Consider the following 13,684-nt stretch of genomic DNA (forward strand, 5'->3'; position numbering starts at 1 on the left):
AAAGACGAGTTGTATTAATATATGACCACTAGTATCCAAAACAACGACCACAAAACATCACAAATCAACGACATGCCCAATCACCCCCCCATATCCTCATCAGATTACGACCCACAAAGGAATCTTTTTCCAAAGTATTACTATTTGTGAAAAATAAAAAACAGCTGACTTACTCTTTGAGTTACTAGACGAACATTGCAAGGAAGGGTTATGTGTAATTCACTCAAACAAGTCTCAGAATTATCGCATTCGCAGTATTCGGCAAATTGAAGCCGGTGAAAATCGTATCCTCATAGCAACAGATGTAATGGCACGCAGACTTGACTTTGAAAACAAATCGCACGTTATCAACGTTGACATCCCCAACAAACGAAGTAAAAACGATGAAGACGCACCGGGAGGTTCTTAGCGGAAGGAAATAACAAAAAAATCTAAAAAAACAAAAACAAGTGGAGACAAAAATTACAGCAAAAGAAATAAACGTAAGTAATATTTTTTTTTATTCAATTATTATTAAGTCAGGATACTAAAAAATAATTGTTTTTAAATATTTTTTGAATTATATTTTGTATTTTAGATGATATAACCTAAAAAACCTAACGATATGAAAAGCACAACACAATATTTTTTTAGAAGCATGTGTCTGGCTTTTTTTGTTTTTCTTATCAGTTTTACAGCTCATTTAACTGCTCAAAATCAAAAAGACAGTTCACCTTCGAAATTTTTAATTGAAATTGAAAAAACAAATACCAAAATTAAACTTGTTTGCTTAACCGGTTGTAATTGGAAAGAATTACATTATACAACCACTAATGCAAATTTATTGCAAGCAATCGATCAATATGGAATGACAGAACTATCAAAAAGAGACCGTATTGAAATAGATAGTGACAGCAACACCTTTTTGTTTACAATAGAACAACATAACGGCACGCTCACATTAAGTGGTGTCGAGGGTACTGCCTGGAAAGAATTGAGTTTTAGTTGCAAACAAACTATGTGTAAACAAGCCTTTGATCAATTTGGTATGACACGTTCAAATTAATTTATAATTTGCTTACTCCAGCTGCCCTTTAGAAAAGGGCAGCTTTTTTTTTGTTGAGTTTCTATCACATTCTTATTTGAATATTTTTTTTCAAAATGAGGAATTCCTCATTAAGTTTTAAACAATAGTTTCTAATTTAGCTTCATAACCTCACAAAATATGATTCAACAATACCAATATCAAAAAATTAGAACACATCCTGTATTCATTAATTTTGACAACGATGAAGAAATTGATAACCTTGGAAAGTACTTAGAAGCAATTTGCATAAACAAACAAAATGATGTAAGTGATACTTTGATATTTTATAAAAATGGTATCAAAGAATTTGATCAATTTTTAAATGGAGTACCTGAATATCATTTTAACCTGAGTATGCAAATGGCCTCATTTCAAAATGCATTTGTTTTCTTTCTTTATCAGCCTGATCAAAAAAAATATGCTGTCAAAAAAGCTATTTGGAGAGATCGTATTTTGGGTGTTTTTTACCATAAAGAATCTCAAAAGCATACACTTTTGAAAGCTACTAAAAAAAATAAATGGTTTTCAAAATTTAACTCAGAAGTTTCTGTTCCTAATATACTTTCACTTCAACCTTTGCAAGACAAACCTAAAAAAGGACAAAGTTTTATATTGGAAAAAGACACGGTGAGGACAGTTTCATTAAAATACCGCAACAGTAAAAATACAATTGATGAAATTCAAATTTATATAAGAGCAAAACATAAAAATGAAATTATGTTATGTTTATTCAAACATTTTTGCTTTTAATTATTTCCAGTTTTTTTTATAAGAAATCTCAATAGTCAAGATAGTTTTATATAATTTTAGAGTTTTAGAATTTAATTTCCCTAAAATTTTAGACTATGCCCTCAAACCCTGAAGTATTGCATCAAATGGATGCTCATATTTTAAACTGGAAGAGCAAAAGTGATTCCCGTCACATATTTTTAAGTTGCTACAGAATGATGACTTCAAACATGCTTGACGCAATCAACAAGAATGAATTTCACGATTCTGAATGGATTTACAATCTGCTACATCGTTTTGCTGATTATTATTTTGATGCTTTAAATTGTTATGACTGTGGTGACAAAGTACCAAAAGTTTGGCAGGAGGTACATCAACTCACCCAAACCAAAAAAATGAGACATGTGCAATATTTACTTATTGGAGTAAACGCTCATATTAACTACGACTTAGTGCTTACACTTGTTGATATGCTCAACGAAGAATGGCCTAAACTTACAGAAAATGAAAAAATTAAACGATTTGAAGACCATTGCAAAGTAAATGAAATAATAGGGGAGACAATTGACAAAGTTCAAGACGAAATTCTTGCTCCTGCAGATCCTTTTATGGGATGGATTGATAAAGCATTCGGACGTCTGGATGAATACTTGCTTTCTAGACTTATTACAACCTGGCGAAAAGATGTTTGGGACAATGCACTTCAAATTATGGAAACTAAAGAAAATAACAATCGTGAATTAATTCGTATCTCCATTGAAAACCATGTATGTAGACGAAGTAATTTACTTGCTTTTGGAGACTGATTTGTAATATTGAAAAAAATTGAATCTTTTTCAATACATTTATCTATAAATGCAGTAAAATATTTAATAACCAAAATTATGAACCCAATATTTAAAAATGTTCTCGCAGTTGTAGCAGGAATTTTAATTGGCGGTTTAGTCAATATGTCAATTATTATGATGAGCAGTTCTATCATACCTCCTCCTGAAGGTATAGATGTAACAACTGTTGAAGGTCTAAAAGAAGGGATGCAACACTTTAAGCCCATTAATTTTTTAATGCCTTTTTTAGCTCACGCTCTTGGGGTTCTGGTAGGTGCCTTCATTGCTGCTAAGATTGCAGCAAAACAAAAAATGACACTCGCCTTCTTAGTAGGTGTATTCTTTTTATTAGGAGGAATTGCCAACGTAATGATGCTCCCCTCACCTATGTGGTTTAACCTGATAGATTTATTATTTGCATATTTACCTATGGCCTGGATAGGCGGAAAACTTGCTGTCAATAAATCAAATAAAATTTGACAGGACCATTTTTATTTGAAATTCCTTTAAAACTATATTATGATTAAAAAAAAATCCCCGAATCTTCGGGGATTTTTTTTTAAGCGTGTAATGCTCTGTTCTCAGTTGCAGCGAGGGCGGCTTCCTTGACGGCTTCGGCATAAGTGGGATGTGCGTGGCTCATACGGGCAATGTCTTCTGCGCTCGCACGGAACTCCATTGCCACAACGGCCTCTGAAATCAAATCAGCTACACGGGCTCCAACCATATGTACGCCCAAAACCTCATCTGTTTTTTTATCAGCGAGGATTTTTACAAATCCGTCCATATCTCCGCTGGCACGTGATCGTCCCAGGGCACGCATTGAGAACTGGCCTACTTTATATTCTACCTTGGCTTCTTTAAGTGCTTCTTCAGTTTTCCCTACTGAGGCAACTTCCGGCCAGGTATATACCACTCCGGGGATTAAATTGTAATCAATATGCGGCTTTTGACCGGCGATGGTTTCAGCCACAAAAACACCTTCTTCCTCAGCTTTGTGAGCGAGCATGGCGCCACGCACTACATCACCAATGGCATAGATATTTTTGATATTGGTTTGCAGGTGGTCATTGACTTCCACCATACCGCGTTCTGAGATTTTTACACCGGCTTTATCGGCTGCGAGTCCGTCTGTAAAAGGCTTTCTTCCCACAGAGACCAAACAGTAATCACCGGTAAGGCTAACGTCCTTGTCATTTTTATCCTTGGCCGTAATGGCTACCTCTTTACCTTTCACAGAGACACCATTTACTTTGTGTGATAGCAGAAATTTTACACCCTGTTTCTTCATCACTTTGGTAAGTTCCTTGCTTTGAGCGCTGTCCATCGTAGGAATGATGCGGTCCATATATTCAACCACAGTGACTTCGGCTCCCAGACGTCGATACACTTGGCCCAGTTCCAAACCGATAACTCCTCCACCAATTACTATCATATGTTTAGGAACTTCTTTCAGCGAAAGCGCCTCAGTAGAAGTGATGATTCTCTTTTTATCAATTTTGATAAACGGAAGCGATGCCGGTTTTGAACCGGTAGCGATGATGATGTTTTTGGCTTCGATAGTCTCCGTCTTTCCATCATTTTTTTTGATGTTGACGTGGGTGGCATCTTTAAATGAGCCCAGACCCTCATAAACATCCACTTTATTTTTATCCATTAAATAGACGATGCCTTTGGTATTTTGGTCCACCACATCTTGTTTGCGTTCAATCATACGCTTAAAGTTTAACTTGATGTCCCCGGGAATGTCAATACCGTGGTCTTTAAAGTGTTTTAAGGCGTCTTCATAATGATGTGAAGAATCCAGCAGGGCTTTGGAAGGTATACAACCCACATTGAGGCAAGTCCCTCCAAGCGTTGGGTATTTTTCAATAATTGCGGTTTTCATGCCCAGTTGTGCACAACGAATGGCAGCTACATATCCCCCGGGCCCCGAACCTATAATTGCAACGTCATATGAATTCATGTAAGTAGTTTTAAAATTGGAATACAAAAGTACGAATTACAAAATACAATAGTGAAATTAGATTTGATAAAAAGAGGACAATTTTGACATAAAGCTTAAACTTTTAAGACAGTCTCACACTTTACTTCGTTGATACTAAAAGAGCTTTGGGTACTACCTATATGCTGTAAGGTGGTGAGCTTTGTCACCATAAATTCCCTGAAAGCGGCCATGTCTTTGACCAAAATCTTCAGCAAATAATCATACTCTCCGCTAATGTGGTAACATTCCATCACTTCCTGAAGGGCCATCACTTCTTTTTCAAATTTTGTAAGGTATTCTTTGGTATGCTGCACCAGCTTGATTTGACAAAACACCACAAACCCTTTGTCAACTTTTTCTTTATTGACAATCGCAACATACCGATGGATGATACCGGTTTTCTCTAATTTTTTGATACGTTCATAAACGGCTGTCACAGAAAGATTGAGCTGCAAGGATAGCTCTTTATTGGTTTGCTTGCTGTTTTCCTGAAGAAGTTTTAATAGTTTTCGGTCGATAGCATCTGGTTGCATACTGAATGTTTTTCGGCGCAAGCCTTATTTAAGAACAAAAAAACGAAATAAAATCTACATGATGAAAATAATTCAGTATAAAAAACTATTAATAATGCTTATCATTGACTTTTAAACTAGTGTTATGTAAGTTTGAAGTTATTAAAAAACAAAGGAATAAATTATTTTTTTACTTAAGTTAAACCACACACTATGAAATTTAAACCAGCAAACAACATACAGGACTTACAATATTTTGGCGAATTTGGAGGTGTAAACCCCTCCATTTCAGACTCATCCACCTATACCTTTCTTTCGGCCAAAACCATGTTTGACACCTTTGAAGGCAACGCAGACGGCTGTTATTTATATTCACGCCACTCCTCACCTTCCAATTTGTATTTAGGACAAGCACTTGCAGCTATGGAGGGCACTGAAGCAGCCAATGTGTCTGCAACCGGTATGGGTGCCATCACGCCGGTGATTATGCAACTATGCGGTGCCGGTGACCACGTGGTATCCAGCAGGACCATTTATGGCGGTACCTATGCATTTCTAAAGAATTTTGCTCCTCGCTTTCAGGTCAACACCTCTTTTGTGAACATTACAAAACTGGACGAAGTAGAAGCCGCTATCACACCCAAAACAAAACTACTCTATTGTGAGACCGTGAGTAACCCACTACTGGAAGTCGCTGATATTCCCGGGCTGGCAAAACTGGCCAAAAAACACAATTTACAATTGGTGGTTGACAATACCTTCTCGCCGCTTTCGGTTTCCCCAAAACAACTGGGCGCAGATATCGTCATCCACAGTTTGACCAAGTTCATCAACGGAAGCAGTGACACCATGGGCGGTGTGGTATGCGGAACCCAGGAGCTAATTGACAGCCTGCGAAGTGTTAACGATGGCGCCAGTATGCTGTTGGGCGCTTCTATGGACAGCCTGCGGGCCGCTTCCATTCTCAAAAATATGCGCACCCTGCACATCCGGATGAAACAACACAGCCACAACGCGATGTACCTTGCAGAGCGTTTTGAAAAAGAAGGAATTAAAACGGTCTATCCGGGTCTTAAATCTCACCCCAGCCACGATTTGTTTAGCTCAATGATGCACGACGAATACGGCTATGGCGGGATGCTCACCATAGATGTGGGTTCGATTGATAAAGCCAACGAACTGATGGAGCTGATGCAGCAAGAAAACATCGGCTATCTTGCCGTGAGTTTAGGATTTTATAAAACCCTGTTTAGCGCACCGGGCAGCTCGACCTCCTCAGAAATCCCGGAAGAAGAACAAGCAGCAATGGGCTTGACCGATGGGTTGATCAGATTCTCAATTGGTTTGGACAACGACATTGAACGCACCTATGAGGAAATGAAGAAATGCATGAAGTTAACCGGTGTTCTTTAAAAGTTTTTATTGACTTTTTTATTTTTAATTTTTACAAATTCTCAATAGATTTTTGAGTTTGCAAATTTCTGCTCAAAGTTGTAACATTACAACTCTAAAAATAACTTGCCACGATGAAAGATAAAAGTAACGTCGATGTAAAAAAGAATATCCATTCCAACAAAGAATTGAATATCTGGGAAGCATTGATTCCTGTAATCGCCTTAATTGGCATGCTTTTTTACAACGTTTTTTATGCTTTTGGTGATGATGCCCTCAGTGGCAGCAACCAGTTTATCCTGTTGCTGGGTGGTGCCATTGCAGCCGTTGTAGGCTTCTATAACAAGGTGAAGATAGACACGATGATGGAAGCCGTGGCAGAGAATGTCAAGTCAACCACCACCGCCATACTCATCCTGCTCATGGTGGGTGCCCTTGCCGGTACCTGGATGGTGAGCGGTATCATCCCGACAATGATTTATTATGGGATGCAGGTGTTGAACCCTGCCATATTTCTGGCTTCCTGTGTGATTATATGTTGTGTGATTTCGATAGCCACAGGGAGTAGCTGGACGACGTCGGCAACAGTGGGTATTGCCCTGATTGGAATTGCAAGTGCGCTGGATATCTCGCTGGGGATGACCGCGGGTGCTATCTTATCGGGGGCTTATTTTGGGGATAAGCTTTCGCCTTTGAGCGATACGACCAACCTCGCCCCTGCGATGGCCGGAACCGACCTTTTTACACACATCAGGTATATGACCCTCACCACGGTGCCCACGATTGTGATCACCATTATTGTCTTTATCATCATAGGCCTGAATATAAACACCACGGGATCCGTTGACTCCCAGGCAATCTTAACATCCATTGATGCAGCTTTTAACATCAACCCGGTACTGTTTGTGGTGCCGCTGCTGGTAATAGTTTTAATCGTAAAAAAGACATCGCCCCTCGTGGCTTTATTGATTGGCACCTTGCTTGCCGGACTGGCAGCACTTATTTTCCAGCCGGAAATTGTAGCAACTATTGGTGGTTCAGATACGCTCACCTTTGAGAGCGGTTATAAAGGCGTGATGAATGCCATTACGGTTGACACTACCGTGGCCACAGATAATGAAACCCTGGCCGATTTGTTTTCTGCCGGTGGGATGAGCGGTATGCTGGGTACCATCTGGCTGATTATATGCGCCATGGTTTTTGGTGGTATTATGGATGCCATCGGTGCACTGAAAGTCATCACCCGTGCCCTGCTTAAAATGTTTCATACCACCTTCGGGCTTTTTGCCAGTACAGTTGCCAGTTGCCTGGCGTTGAACCTAACAGCTTCAGACCAGTATCTTGCAATCGTAGTGCCCGGGAAAATGTTTTCAAAAGCATATGAAGACAAAGGCCTTGCTCCGGAAAACCTCAGTAGAACACTGGAAGACTCCGGTACTGTTACGTCTGTACTGATCCCTTGGAATACCTGCGGTGCCTATCACAGCGGTGTGCTGGGTGTGGGTGTGGGTGAATATTTTGCGTATGCCATCTTCAACTGGCTGAGCCCCTTCACCACCTTGTTTTTTGCAGCCTTCAGCATCAAGATAAAAATGTTGACCGGTAAAGCTGCTTAGAGTGTTTTCTGTTTCTATATTTTTAGGATAGGACTATAAAGAATTTGTTTTAGCACCAAGTAGCCGGAAAATCCTGCAAAACTAAATGCTATCTACTCCCTATATTTTTGACTTCCAGAAGCTAACAAAAACCAAGAAACAGACTATCAAAAAGACTTATGTTTTAATAAGATTTTAGGATAAAACCTTAAGGTAAAAGTATGCTTTCAGCTTACCTTTGCAGCCAATTTACAAACAACAAAAACAAATAAAAATTATGGCATTAGTAGGAAAACAATTTCCCAACATCGAGATCGACGCAATGGATGAAATGGGAGACACTTTCAAACTCAATATTCGCGAAGAAGCGATCAAAAACAAAAAAAAGGTATTGCTTTTCTGGTATCCAAAGGATTTCACCTTTGTATGCCCTACAGAGCTCCACGCTTTTCAGGAAGCCTTGTCTAAATTTGAAGACAGGAACACCATGATCATCGGCGCATCCTGTGATACCCCCGAAGTGCATTTTGCATGGTTAAACACCCCAAAAAATGCAGGTGGTATTGAAGGCGTGACCTATCCAATCCTTTCTGACACCAACAGAAACCTTTCCAACCGTTTGGGGATTCTGGACATTGTTTCAGAAAATTATGATGAAGAATCAGACAGCATGATTTATGAAGGTTCAAACGTGACTTACCGTGCGACATACCTCATTGATGAAGACGGTAAAGTATTCCACGAAAGTGTAAACGATATGCCTTTGGGAAGAAATGTAAATGAGTACCTTCGTTTGGTTGACGCCTATACCCACGTGCAGCAAAAAGGCGAAGTATGTCCTGCAAACTGGGAAGAAGGTAAAGACGCAATGCAGGCAAACAGAACCGGAGTAGCCGCTTATTTAAGCAACTAATTATGGTAACTGAACTGGAACAAGACAATCTGAAAGAGGTTGTTGCCGAAAAGGAAAACGTAATCGTGCAGTATTCTGCAGGATGGTGTGGCAACTGCCGTTTGATGAAACCGAAGTTTAAAAAGTTCGCTCAGGAAACTGAAAACTTCACCTTTCTGATGGTCGATGCCGAAAAGTTTCCGGAAAGCAGAAAGATGGCAACGGTTGACAACCTGCCCACGTTTGCTACGTTTAAAAACGGAAACCTGGTTAATCAGGTACAGACAAACAAAACAGATGTTTTAAAAGAATTGATCGATGAAGTTACCCGTAATTAGGCATTTACAGAAGAACAATTCGCCGGAACAGATTCAACATTGCATTGAAGTGCTTGAATCCTTCAGTGAATACAACAGGATCACAGAGGAAGAAATGGATGTGATCGGCGAACTGATCACCAATCTCTGCGGCGCTGCTGAAGTTGCTGAAATGATTGAAAACGGTATGGATGAACGCGATGCGGCAAATGGTTTTGCCAAAAAAGTGATGGGTTCCATTGACCGGTAATGCGTTCAATTAATATTGTAAAAAGCCTGGTTTAAAAGCAGGCTTTTTTGTATGGATTCAGACAATATTTTATATTTTTACTGAAAAAACGATGGCACAAATAACTTTAGACGGCACTCCCACAACAACCAATGGCGAATTACCGGAAGTGGGAAAAACCGCTCCCGATTTCACATTAACAAAAACAGATTTATCTGATATTTCCCTTCAGGATTATCGGGGCAGCAGGCTTATTTTAAATATATTTCCAAGCGTGGGAACGGGAGTCTGTTCAGCATCGGTAAGAAGGTTTAATAAAGAAGCTTCAAAACTTGAGAATACAAAAGTAATATGCATCTCCAAAGACCTGCCTTTTGCATTATCGGGGTTTTGCGGGGCGGAAGGACTCCATGATGTGGAAACTTTATCTGATTATAAGAACAATGAATTTGGAAGCAACTATGGTGTGAGAATTGAATCCGGAATATTTCAGGGATTGCACGCCAGAGCTGTGCTCGTTCTGGATGAAGAAGGCAAGGTAATATACACCCAATTAGTGCCTGATATTGGCCGGGAACCTGATTATGCGGAAGTGTTAAAACACGTTTAATGAATGAAAAAAACTTTATAAAAAGCCGATTAAAAGGTTTTTATTACGCCATTAAAGGTGCCTGGATGCTTCTCAAAACTGAGCAGAGCATTCAGGTGCAAATGGTTGTATCAATTGGTGTGATTGCTGCCGGGTTTTATTTTGACATCACTGCCACAGAATGGATACTGCAGCTCTTTGCAATCGGCCTGGTCATAAGCATTGAAGGAATTAATACCGCCGTTGAAGAACTGGCTAATTTTGTACATCCTGATTTTCATAATAAAATAGGTCATATTAAAGACATTGCCGCCGGGGCTGTCTTTTTTGCCGCCATAATTGCTGTAATTATTGCAATGATTATTTACTGGCCTTATATATTTCAGAATAATTAAATTACAACTTGTCCAACTGATTACTTTTTTTGTCTTCACTAATTGTCCAAAAAAATCCAATAAAGAAAAATCGATCGGCTGTGGGTGTGATGGCTTTTCGATTATAAAATCCATCCTCGCCGGGAGTATTGGCATACTCATATCCAAATATATTTTTTGTTCCCATAATATTGGAAACCGAAAAATACAGAATCTTCTGCTCACTTAACAAGTAGGCCCAATTGAAGCCGGTGCTGTGATATGAGTTGGTTTCTCCATTCATAAAGATTGTTTCATTTGGATTATTAAAAGGTCTCCCGCTATGAAACGTATGTGAAAACCCCAATTGTGACCTCCACTCTTGAACCCAATGTTTCAAAACAACAGATGCCGTATGCTGTGCCACAAATGAGGGTGTGGCTTTATTAGGAAAATCTCTGTACAATCGCTTTGTGTCAATAAATGAATAAGAAACCCAATATTCTGTATTTTTAAAACTTTTTCCATCCCTCCAAAAAACATCTAATCCGCCTGCATAGCCACTCCCTTCATTTGTAAACCCGGAATTAAATAGCTCCTGTTCACTTTCAAAACGCACCAAATCTTGATACTGCTTGTAATAACCCTCCAGCCTTAAGGTTCGGTGATTGTGAGCATATTGATAATTTAAAATATAATGTGCAGTATTCTCTAAAGATAAAGAGGTGTTGTACTTTAAATACTCCTGATTTGGTGCCTGTGAAAATTGTCCATACGCCAAAGAGAACTGCGCGTGCTCACCACTTTTATAGGCAAGAGAAAGTCTTGGAGACACGCTGCTTTCATTTAACAAAGCATCATGTTGAAAGCGTATTCCGATTTGGGTCGCAAACCTTTTGGAAAAAAAGATGGATGCTTCACTAAATAAACCCACAATCGTTGAAGTATATCCCGAGTTTAATTTAAAACCCTGTTCTTGAAATTGTTCATCAAATTGAGTGTAGAAAAGCTCTCCTCCGGCAAATATTTTAAACCTGTTGGAAAACCTACGACTTAATTTTGATTTTAAATGCAAAGCATGTTCCTTGTTTTTGATGTTTATGAAGTCCGGACTAATTGAGTTGGATGAAAACCCATAACTCATCCCGGAAAAATACTGCCAATTGTTATTCCAATAGGATTTATAAGAAGTATTGACATAGAGATTCTGATTGTTTAATTCAATTCGCTCTGTGGTTTCTTGATTGATAGTCTCCCTGTTAAAATCAAATGAGGAAGAATCATACGCTGCATAGGCTTTAAAAAGGCCCTTATCAAAATGCTTTCTATAGACAGTTTCTCCTGAAAGTGACTGAAAAGCTCTGTTCCAATCCAATCGTTGAGGAACAGCTAATTGATAGGGTTCCAGATTTATATAGGCGGTGTTAATTGAAAGGGAACTGTTTTTTCCTTTAAATGAATGACCCAGCCCTACTCCAACACTCATCAGGGAAATTTCTGTTTGATTTTGTTCCACTTCATTTTTTGTATCCATCAACAGCACCCCTGATAATGCCTCTCCATATTCTGCTGAGTAACCTCCTGTTGAAAATGACATCCCACTGAATAAAAAAGGTGAAAACCTGCCCCGGGTGGGGATGTTTTGTGCAGAAGCTCCATAGGGCTGGGCCACTCTGATTCCGTCTATGAATGTTTGGGTTTCACCTGCTTCACCACCTCTGACAAACAAACGACCACTCTCTCCCACAGTTTGGGTTCCCGGAAGTGTTTGTAATGCGGCCACTATATCCCCGGCTGCTCCTGCAGTTGTGACAATGTCTAAAGGCTTCAAAACAGAAGTACGTGCTTTGTCGCCCGCTTCAAAAGTCCCTGCGCTTAAAGTGACCGCTCCCAATGTTGCAACATCTTCTCTCAACTGAATACTTAAATTCTGCATTTGTTGAACATCAACAGTTAGGTGTTTTGTTTCATAGGAAACATAAGAAATTTGAAGCGTTTGAAAACCCTTGGAATCAGTCGTAAATAAAAAGTGACCGTCTGCCTCACTGATTGTTCCGTCATAAGTGCCTTGGAGAAAAACATTGGCTCCACTAATGGGGGTTCTCTTTCCATCATATACCACTCCCGAAATAGTTGTTTGAGCTGAAAATCTTGTTACGGTTAACAATAAAATAAATAAGACTACTAGTTTCATGGTTGATTTTTCAGCAAAACTGCAACCCAAATTCAACTACTGGAAATTAATAATTCCGAACTGTTAATTTTCTATGATGAACCGTAAAAAAAATAGCCACCTTTTTAAGGTGGCCATAAGATAGTTTTCGAATTTGCTTTCGCTTTTAGCGAAAGAGTGGCAGCAATTACTTCTTCTTTGAAGTAGTCTGCGCAGCCTTATTTACCGCCGGTTTTGGCGCAGCCTTTTTAGGCTGTGGCTTACTGTTTGACTTGCTTTTTGTCATACTGTTGTGATTTAAAATCATAGTAAATGTACAACACATTTTGACTCGTTGATTTTCATTAAGAAAGAATTAACTAAAAGATTTTTTCTACATTTATCCCCACATAATTTAAAAACTGAAGGATGGTTTCAGACAAAGTTACAGCCTATATAGAAAAGCATGAGCACTGGAAAGAAGAACTCAAAAAGCTCAGAACAATTTTAAAAAAAACCACTCTTGAAGAAACAATTAAATGGGGCGCACCAGTATATGTTGCTCATGGTAAAAATGTGCTGGCGATTGCAGGTTTTAAAAACCATTGTTGTATATGGTTTTTTCAAGGAGTTTTCCTGAAAGACCCCAACAAAAAATTAATCAATGCTCAGAAAGGTAAAACAAAAGCATTGAGACAATGGCGCTTTGAATCATTTGATGAAATTGATGAGTCGATTGTGTTGGCCTATGCCATAGAAGCAATTGCAAACGCCAAAGCTGGTAAAGAAATTAAACCCGAGAAAAGTAAAAAAATTGAGCTGCCCGTTGAACTTAAGGAAGCATTCAAGAAAAATGCTGCTTTAAAACAAAATTTCGATGTGCTTACCCCTTACAAACAAAAAGAATATAAAGAACACATTGGCAGTGCAAAACAAGAAAAAACACGCCGCAACCGGCTTGAAAAATGCATCCCGATAATCCTGGAAGGAAAGGGCCTGAATGATAAATATAAAAACTGCTAATTTTAAATTTTTACGATTTGT

General features: G+C 38.9%; 16 protein-coding genes. 13 read left to right on the plus strand and 3 right to left on the minus strand.

Features of this window, described 5'->3' with window-relative positions; genetic code table 11:
- Positions 1-217: 217 nt before the first annotated feature.
- The 5 genes from IEV69_RS14015 (at position 218) to IEV69_RS12505 (ending at position 3,102) form a co-directional block, all read left to right on the plus strand.
- Positions 218-409 (plus strand): helicase-related protein, encoded by a 192-nt coding sequence (locus tag IEV69_RS14015; protein ID WP_373283675.1) that lies wholly within the window; start codon positions 218-220, stop codon positions 407-409.
- A 195-nt stretch (positions 410-604) separates the two neighbouring features.
- Entirely contained in the window at positions 605-1,045 is a 441-nt protein-coding gene (locus IEV69_RS12490; protein ID WP_188442963.1) for a hypothetical protein, read from the plus strand.
- A 159-nt stretch (positions 1,046-1,204) separates the two neighbouring features.
- Positions 1,205-1,816, plus strand: a complete 612-nt coding sequence (locus IEV69_RS12495; protein ID WP_188442965.1) for a hypothetical protein — start codon at positions 1,205-1,207, stop codon at positions 1,814-1,816.
- Positions 1,817-1,911: 95 nt separating this feature from the next.
- The gene (locus IEV69_RS12500; RefSeq protein WP_188442967.1) at positions 1,912-2,601 is read left to right on the plus strand and encodes a DUF5995 family protein; all 690 of its coding nucleotides are present in this window, start codon (positions 1,912-1,914) and stop codon (positions 2,599-2,601) included.
- A gap of 78 nt (positions 2,602-2,679) precedes the next feature.
- The gene (locus IEV69_RS12505) at positions 2,680-3,102 is read left to right on the plus strand and encodes a hypothetical protein (RefSeq protein WP_188442969.1); all 423 of its coding nucleotides are present in this window, start codon (positions 2,680-2,682) and stop codon (positions 3,100-3,102) included.
- A gap of 79 nt (positions 3,103-3,181) precedes the next feature.
- On the opposite strand, the gene lpdA is transcribed toward IEV69_RS12505, so the two are convergent.
- Both lpdA and IEV69_RS12515 read right to left on the minus strand, forming a co-directional pair.
- Positions 3,182-4,588: a dihydrolipoyl dehydrogenase gene (gene lpdA, locus IEV69_RS12510; RefSeq protein WP_188442971.1), complete on the minus strand. Its 1,407-nt coding sequence runs from the start codon at positions 4,586-4,588 to the stop codon at positions 3,182-3,184.
- A 95-nt stretch (positions 4,589-4,683) separates the two neighbouring features.
- On the minus strand, positions 4,684-5,142 hold the full coding sequence (locus IEV69_RS12515) for an Lrp/AsnC family transcriptional regulator (protein WP_188442973.1): 459 nt from the start codon (positions 5,140-5,142) through the stop codon (positions 4,684-4,686).
- 192 nt (positions 5,143-5,334) lie between these two features.
- Here IEV69_RS12515 and IEV69_RS12520 point away from each other — a divergent pair, with 192 nt between their 5' ends.
- The 7 genes from IEV69_RS12520 to IEV69_RS12550 all read left to right on the plus strand — a co-directional run bounded on the left by IEV69_RS12520 (position 5,335) and on the right by IEV69_RS12550 (position 10,530).
- Complete coding sequence (locus IEV69_RS12520; protein WP_188442975.1) at positions 5,335-6,534, plus strand: aminotransferase class I/II-fold pyridoxal phosphate-dependent enzyme; 1,200 nt, start codon at positions 5,335-5,337, stop codon at positions 6,532-6,534.
- A gap of 113 nt (positions 6,535-6,647) precedes the next feature.
- Positions 6,648-8,129 (plus strand): Na+/H+ antiporter NhaC, encoded by a 1,482-nt coding sequence (nhaC, locus tag IEV69_RS12525; protein ID WP_188442976.1) that lies wholly within the window; start codon positions 6,648-6,650, stop codon positions 8,127-8,129.
- Positions 8,130-8,385: 256 nt separating this feature from the next.
- Positions 8,386-9,021 (plus strand): peroxiredoxin, encoded by a 636-nt coding sequence (locus IEV69_RS12530; RefSeq protein WP_188442978.1) that lies wholly within the window; start codon positions 8,386-8,388, stop codon positions 9,019-9,021.
- A gap of 2 nt (positions 9,022-9,023) precedes the next feature.
- Positions 9,024-9,338: a thioredoxin family protein gene (locus tag IEV69_RS12535; RefSeq protein ID WP_188442980.1), complete on the plus strand. Its 315-nt coding sequence runs from the start codon at positions 9,024-9,026 to the stop codon at positions 9,336-9,338.
- Complete coding sequence (locus tag IEV69_RS12540) at positions 9,319-9,567, plus strand: DUF6952 family protein (protein WP_188442982.1); 249 nt, start codon at positions 9,319-9,321, stop codon at positions 9,565-9,567. Before IEV69_RS12535 ends, IEV69_RS12540 begins: the two co-directional genes overlap by 20 nt.
- Positions 9,568-9,658: 91 nt before the next feature.
- Positions 9,659-10,156: a thiol peroxidase gene (tpx, locus tag IEV69_RS12545; RefSeq protein WP_188442984.1), complete on the plus strand. Its 498-nt coding sequence runs from the start codon at positions 9,659-9,661 to the stop codon at positions 10,154-10,156.
- Complete coding sequence (locus IEV69_RS12550; RefSeq protein ID WP_188442987.1) at positions 10,156-10,530, plus strand: diacylglycerol kinase family protein; 375 nt, start codon at positions 10,156-10,158, stop codon at positions 10,528-10,530. The genes tpx and IEV69_RS12550 overlap by 1 nt, the downstream gene beginning before the upstream one ends.
- Before the next feature lies 1 nt (position 10,531).
- Here IEV69_RS12550 and IEV69_RS12555 read toward each other — a convergent pair whose 3' ends face one another.
- Positions 10,532-12,682, minus strand: a complete 2,151-nt coding sequence (locus tag IEV69_RS12555) for a TonB-dependent receptor (protein WP_188442989.1) — start codon at positions 12,680-12,682, stop codon at positions 10,532-10,534.
- Between the two features lie 387 nt (positions 12,683-13,069).
- Between IEV69_RS12555 and IEV69_RS12560 the strand changes: the two genes are divergently transcribed.
- Positions 13,070-13,663 carry a YdeI/OmpD-associated family protein gene (locus IEV69_RS12560; RefSeq protein ID WP_188442990.1) on the plus strand — a complete coding sequence of 198 codons (594 nt, stop codon included), beginning with the start codon at positions 13,070-13,072 and terminating at the stop codon, positions 13,661-13,663.
- Positions 13,664-13,684 lie beyond the last annotated feature (21 nt).

Origin of the sequence: Planktosalinus lacus (assembly GCF_014640155.1) — a bacterium.
In the GTDB taxonomy this organism is placed as follows: domain Bacteria; phylum Bacteroidota; class Bacteroidia; order Flavobacteriales; family Flavobacteriaceae; genus Planktosalinus; species Planktosalinus lacus.